Origin of the sequence: Microbacterium sp. (assembly GCF_051953575.1) — a bacterium.
GTDB lineage: Bacteria > Actinomycetota > Actinomycetes > Actinomycetales > Microbacteriaceae > Microbacterium.
On sequence record NZ_JBQCIP010000326.1, the window covers coordinates 1 to 4,961 of the forward strand.

Annotated in this window: 7 protein-coding genes; 4 read left to right on the forward strand and 3 right to left on the reverse strand. The window is 70.4% G+C overall.

The window, feature by feature from the left end:
• Nucleotides 1-25: 25 nt before the first annotated feature.
• Together nrdI and nrdH are read right to left on the reverse strand one after the other, a co-directional pair.
• Complete coding sequence (nrdI, locus tag ACTHNQ_RS21025) at nucleotides 26-472, reverse strand: class Ib ribonucleoside-diphosphate reductase assembly flavoprotein NrdI (RefSeq protein ID WP_440335860.1); 447 nt, start codon at nucleotides 470-472, stop codon at nucleotides 26-28.
• Between the two features lies 1 nt (nucleotide 473).
• Nucleotides 474-707 (reverse strand): glutaredoxin-like protein NrdH, encoded by a 234-nt coding sequence (gene nrdH / locus ACTHNQ_RS21030; protein ID WP_018172442.1) that lies wholly within the window; start codon nucleotides 705-707, stop codon nucleotides 474-476.
• 349 nt (nucleotides 708-1,056) lie between these two features.
• Between nrdH and ACTHNQ_RS21035 the strand changes: the two genes are divergently transcribed.
• Together ACTHNQ_RS21035 and ACTHNQ_RS21040 are read left to right on the forward strand one after the other, a co-directional pair.
• The gene (locus tag ACTHNQ_RS21035) at nucleotides 1,057-2,265 is read left to right on the forward strand and encodes an MFS transporter (RefSeq protein ID WP_440335861.1); all 1,209 of its coding nucleotides are present in this window, start codon (nucleotides 1,057-1,059) and stop codon (nucleotides 2,263-2,265) included.
• A gap of 66 nt (nucleotides 2,266-2,331) precedes the next feature.
• On the forward strand, nucleotides 2,332-3,216 hold the full coding sequence (locus ACTHNQ_RS21040) for an intradiol ring-cleavage dioxygenase (RefSeq protein WP_440335862.1): 885 nt from the start codon (nucleotides 2,332-2,334) through the stop codon (nucleotides 3,214-3,216).
• A 6-nt stretch (nucleotides 3,217-3,222) separates the two neighbouring features.
• Here the strand turns inward: ACTHNQ_RS21040 and ACTHNQ_RS21045 are convergent, their stop codons facing one another.
• A complete protein-coding gene (locus ACTHNQ_RS21045; protein ID WP_440335865.1) occupies nucleotides 3,223-3,627 on the reverse strand; it encodes a pilus assembly protein CpaE in 405 nt (134 codons plus the stop codon).
• Nucleotides 3,628-3,713: 86 nt separating this feature from the next.
• On the opposite strand from ACTHNQ_RS21045, the gene ACTHNQ_RS21050 reads away from it, so the two are divergent.
• Nucleotides 3,714-4,469: an alpha/beta fold hydrolase gene (locus tag ACTHNQ_RS21050; RefSeq protein ID WP_440335863.1), complete on the forward strand. Its 756-nt coding sequence runs from the start codon at nucleotides 3,714-3,716 to the stop codon at nucleotides 4,467-4,469.
• 27 nt (nucleotides 4,470-4,496) lie between these two features.
• Nucleotides 4,497-4,961 (forward strand): acyl-CoA dehydrogenase family protein (locus tag ACTHNQ_RS21055; protein WP_440335864.1); only part of this gene is annotated, 465 nt, incomplete at its 3' end.

Here is a 4,961-nt window from a genome sequence, read left to right on the forward strand (position 1 = left end):
GCCTCCGTCTTGAAGTCCATCTGCGTCAGAGTTCCCACCATCGTTCCAATCCCGCGGTCACGCGTTCCACATCTTCAGGCGTGCCGAATACCTCTAGCCGGTACAAGTGCGGCACGTGGCACTTGCGGCTGATGATGTCGCCGGCGATGCAGAAATGCTCGCCGAAGTTGGTGTTCCCCGCGGAGATGACTCCCCGGATGAGGCCGCGGTTTCGCTCGTCGTTGAGGAACCGGATGACCTGCTTCGGAACGGCGCCCTTCTCGACACCCCTGCCCTGGCCTCCGCCATAGGTGGGTGTCACGAGGACGTACGGCTCGTCGACCACGAGCGCCGGATCCGTCGAATGCAGCGGGATCCGGACCGCTCGTGCGCCGAGCTTCTCGATGAAACGTGCGGTGTTGCCCGACACGCTCGAGAAGTAGACCAGCAGCGGCGCGCTCGTCGCGACGCGCTGCGCCACGACCGCGGACATGTCAGGCCAGACGCGCAGCGAGCTCGTCGATCTTGTCGGGGCGGAAGCCCGACCAGTGGTCCTCATCGGTGATGACGACCGGCGCCTGGAGGTACCCCAGCGCCTTGACCTGCTCGAGGGCCGTGGGGTCCTCGGAGAGGTCGTGGACTTCGTACTCGATGCCCTTCGAGTCGAGGGCTCGGTAGGTCGCCGTGCACTGCACGCACGCGGGCTTTGTGTAGACCGTGATCGCCATGTCGATTCTGCTCTCCTCGTCACTTCTCCGGCAGTCCCCCCGCCGGGAGACCAATACTACATATGGGTACCGACATCCGTAAGCACCACAAGGGCTAGTAGTTACATCGGTGTGATTTTCCACCGCTCTCCCCATGTACAACACAGGTTCTCCACGGATTCATCCACAGCCCGCAGGCTCTCGAAAACGCCGGGATCACAGGGGTTTCGGGAGCCACGGCCGCTTCCCTCCACAGCTGCGAAGGTAGCTCCGGGGTCCGACATCGGATTTGGCTGTGGAGTGCGTCCCCGGCGTGTCGCGCACCTGCCCGGCGTGTCGCGGTGGGACGGCCGTGGCGTAACGTTGTCTGGTGGCCGGCTACGGGGATCTTCTGCGCACTCCTGGCGTCCTCCGCATGATCTCGGCGCAGCTGGTCGCGCGATTCCCCAACGGGATGATCAGCCTCGTGATCCTGCTCCACATCGAGGGGATCACCGGCTCGTACGGCGCCGCGGGCATCGTGCTCGCCGCCGTGTCGATCGGGCAGGCCATCGCGGGCCCGGTGACCAGCCGCTGGATGGGCCGCTGGGGCATGCGGCGCGTCCTGACCCTCACGACGCTGGTGTCGGCGGCATCCCTCCTCGGCATCGCGTTCCTCATCGTGCCCGTGCCCGTGTACGTCGTGCTCGGGTTCATCGCGGGCCTGTCGACGCCGCCCATCGTGTCGGCGGTGCGCACCATCTACCCCAAGCTCGTCAACTCGAAGCAGCTGACCGGCCTGTACTCGCTGGACGCGTCGCTGCAGGAGATCATCTGGATCCTCGCACCGGTGCTCATCACGCTCGTGGCGACGCAGGCGGGGACGGTCGTCGGCCTCGTGCTGGTCGTGGTCATCCTGCTGTCGGGCTGCGCCTGGTTCATCCTGTCGCCCGAGGTGGGGCGCGTGCGCATCCCCCGCAGCAAGCGGTCGCTCGGCAAGGTGCTCACGCGTCCGCCGATCCTGCTCGCGACGGTCATCGGGTTCCTGCTCATCGGCTCGTTCTCGGCCGTCGAGGCGAGCGTCGTCGCCACGTTCTCGCACGGCGGCGTCGAAGCCGGCCTCGTGCTCGCGGTGTTCTCGGTCGGGAGCCTCGCGGGCGGCCTCGCCTTCGGGCACCTGCCGATGGGACGCTGGGCGATGGTGCGCCGGCTCGCGGTCGTGGCGTTCGGCCTCGTGCTCACCACGCTGTGGGTCGACGTGTGGTGGATCTCGGCGACGCTGTTCGTGGCGGGCATCGGCATCGCGCCGGCGCTCGGGGTGCTGTCGGCGATGACGACCGCGAGCGTCAAGTTCAGCGACACGGCCGAGGCGTTCGGCTGGGTGGGCACCGGGCAGCTCATCGGCGCCGCGGTGGGCTCGGCGGTCGCGGGGTTCCTCATCGACGGCCCCGGCGGGGTCACGGCGGCCTATGCGTCGGCGGCGGCGTTCTGCGCCCTCGCGCTGCTGGTCGCCCTCGTCTTCGTCCGGTACCAGCCCGACCTGCGCGAGCGCGGCGCGAGCCCCATCCCCGACACCGAGCCGGTGCAGACGATCGGCTGAGCCGGTCACACGCGGGGCACACACGCCGCATAGACGCCCCATAGGGTCGAGTGCTCTGCTGAAGGCATGCGCACCGACGACAAGGACTGGCTCGACGCCGACGGCGAACCGATCGACGAGGATCACCGCGGCCTCGTCTACGACATCCGCACGCTCATCGACCGTCGCCGCGCCCTGGGCATCTTCGGCGGCGTCGCCCTGACGAGCCTGCTGGCCGCGTGCGGAGTGACGGCGGAACGGGATGCCGCGGCCTCGCCCGCCTCGTCGGGCGCCGCATCCGCCACGCCGACGCCGTCGTCCTCGACCGCCGCCACCGCCGGCGGTCCGCTGGAGGAGGTCCCCGACGAGACGGCCGGACCGTACCCGGCCGACGGATCGAACGGCGTGGACGTGCTCGACGACTCGGGGATCGTCCGCAGCGACATCCGATCGAGCTTCGGGTCGTCGTCGACGGTCGCCGAAGGCATCCCGCTGACGATCGCCCTGACGGTGCGCGACGCGGCGACCGGGGCCGCGCTCGCGGGGCGCGGCGTGTACCTGTGGCACTGCGACCGCGACGGGAACTACTCGCTCTACAGCCGCGGGGTCGAGGACGAGAACTACCTGCGCGGCGTGCAGCAGACCGACGCGAACGGCACGGTGACGTTCACATCGATCTACCCGGCCTGCTACTCGGGGCGCTGGCCGCACATCCATTTCGAGGTGTACGACGACGTCGCGACGGCCGTGGCCACGGGACCGATCGTCAAGACGAGCCAGATCGCACTGCCGGCAGAGACCAACGACGCGGTCTACGCGACGAGCGGCTACGAGCAGAGCGTCCGCAATGCGGGACAGGTGTCGCTCGCGGAGGACACGGTGTTCCGCGATGACGGCGGCATCCATCAGCTCGCCACGATGTCGGGCTCGGTGGCCGACGGCTACACCGCGTCGCTCACGATCGGCGTCTAGACCGGTTCACGTCAGGCGCCGCAGCAGCTCCAGCAGGGCGAGCGCGTAGGCGTCGGCAGGCTCGGGATGCTCGAACACCTGGCGGTCGCCGGCCACGACGATCTCGACCTCGTGGGTGTCGGGCAGCCTCCGCAGCGACCGGAACGCGCCGCGCAGCAGCTCGCGCAGCTGGTGCTCGTGCGGCAGCCACAGCGCGTCTTCGAGCGCGACCGAGTCGAGCGCCCACTCGGTCGTGCCGTTGAACGCCAGGATGCGGCCGGTCGGGTACTCCCGCGGCTCGATGGTCATCTCGCTGACGGTGAACACGTCCGCGTCGAACTCGGGCTCGTCGAGCTGGAAGCGGTCGCCCGAGCGCGGGTGCCACACCAGTCCCGCCTCGCGCAGGGCCATCGCCAGTTCCGTCGAGATCACGCCAACCTCCGCGTCCATCCTGCCGTGCATGACGCCAGGTGGCACCGACGGCGGGACGGTTCGCCGCGGACTCCTAGGCTGAGCGCATGTCTGCGCCCGTCTTGCTCCCCCGCCTGTCGTGGGGCTCGGCCGTCGCCGAGCGCCGCGCGCTGCTGGTCCACGGCCTGGGTTCCACCGGCGCCCTGATGTGGCGCTACGGCGTCGCGCTGGCCGACGCCGGCTGGCGCGCCGACGCCGTCGACCTGCGCGGTCACGGCGCGGCGCCGCGGGCGCTGGATTACACCCTCGCCGCGTACGGCGCCGACATCGCCGCCACCCGCCCCACCGACGGCGGCACATGGGACATCGTCATCGCGCACTCGCTGGGCGGCGCGGCAGCCGTCCTCGCCTCCTCAGCCGACCCGGGATGGACGCGTCGGCTCGTGCTCATCGACCCTGCCATCGCCCTGCAGCCGGACGACCGCGCGAGCATCGACGCGGGGCTCACGGCGGCGTTCGACGACCCGACGCAGGAGGCGGTGCGCCGCGCGCACCCCCACTGGCACGACCAGGACATCGAGCTCAAAGCGCGGGCCTCGCAGGTGACGAGCCGCTGGGCGGTCGAGCAGACGACGGCGCAGAACCCGGAATGGGACGTGACGGATGCCGCACTGCGCGTCGACGTGCCGGTCGACGTGATCGCCGCCGGAGTCGGGTCGATCTTCCGCGACACGCCGGTCGAGGCGGCGGTGGCGGCCAATCCGCGGTTCCGGCGGCCCGTCGTCATCGCGGGCGCCGGACACTCCCCGCACCGGGACGACCCGGACGCGACGATCGCTGCGCTGCGCTCCCTCCTCGCCTGAGCCGCCGGGCGGGGGAAGAATGGCGGGGTGACGCTCTTCGATCCGACGCAGCTCCTCCCCGACCACCTGCTCGAGCGCTTCCGCGCCCGGGCCGCGGTCCACGACCGCGAGAACACGTTCCCCGACGACGACCTCGCCGATCTCAAGGCGGCGGGGTATCTCGCGATCCTCGTGCCCGAGGATCTCGGCGGCGCGGGCCTCGGCCTGGCCGAGGCATCCCTTCTGCAGCAGCGGCTCGCCGGCGCCGCGCCCGCGACTGCGCTCGCGATCAACATGCACCTGGTGTGGACGGGTGTCGCCAAGGTGCTCGCCGACCGCGGCAGCGACGACCTGCGCTTCGTGCAGGAGGGCGCCGCGGCCGGCGAGGTGTTCGCCTTCGGGATCAGCGAGGCGGGCAACGATCTGGTGCTGTTCGGAAGCGGGACGGATGCCGCGCCCCTCCCCGACGGCGGGTACGCGTTCACCGGCACGAAGATCTTCACCTCGCTCTCG

Bases quoted from the DNA above. Each gene is read 5' to 3' on its own strand.
- nrdI (WP_440335860.1), bottom strand. From the start codon at position 472: ATGTCCGCGGTCGTGGCGCAGCGCGTCGCGACGAGCGCGCCGCTGCTG.
- nrdH (WP_018172442.1), bottom strand. From the start codon at position 707: ATGGCGATCACGGTCTACACAAAGCCCGCGTGCGTGCAGTGCACGGCG.
- ACTHNQ_RS21040 (WP_440335862.1), top strand. From the start codon at position 2,332: ATGCGCACCGACGACAAGGACTGGCTCGACGCCGACGGCGAACCGATC.
- ACTHNQ_RS21050 (WP_440335863.1), top strand. From the start codon at position 3,714: ATGTCTGCGCCCGTCTTGCTCCCCCGCCTGTCGTGGGGCTCGGCCGTC.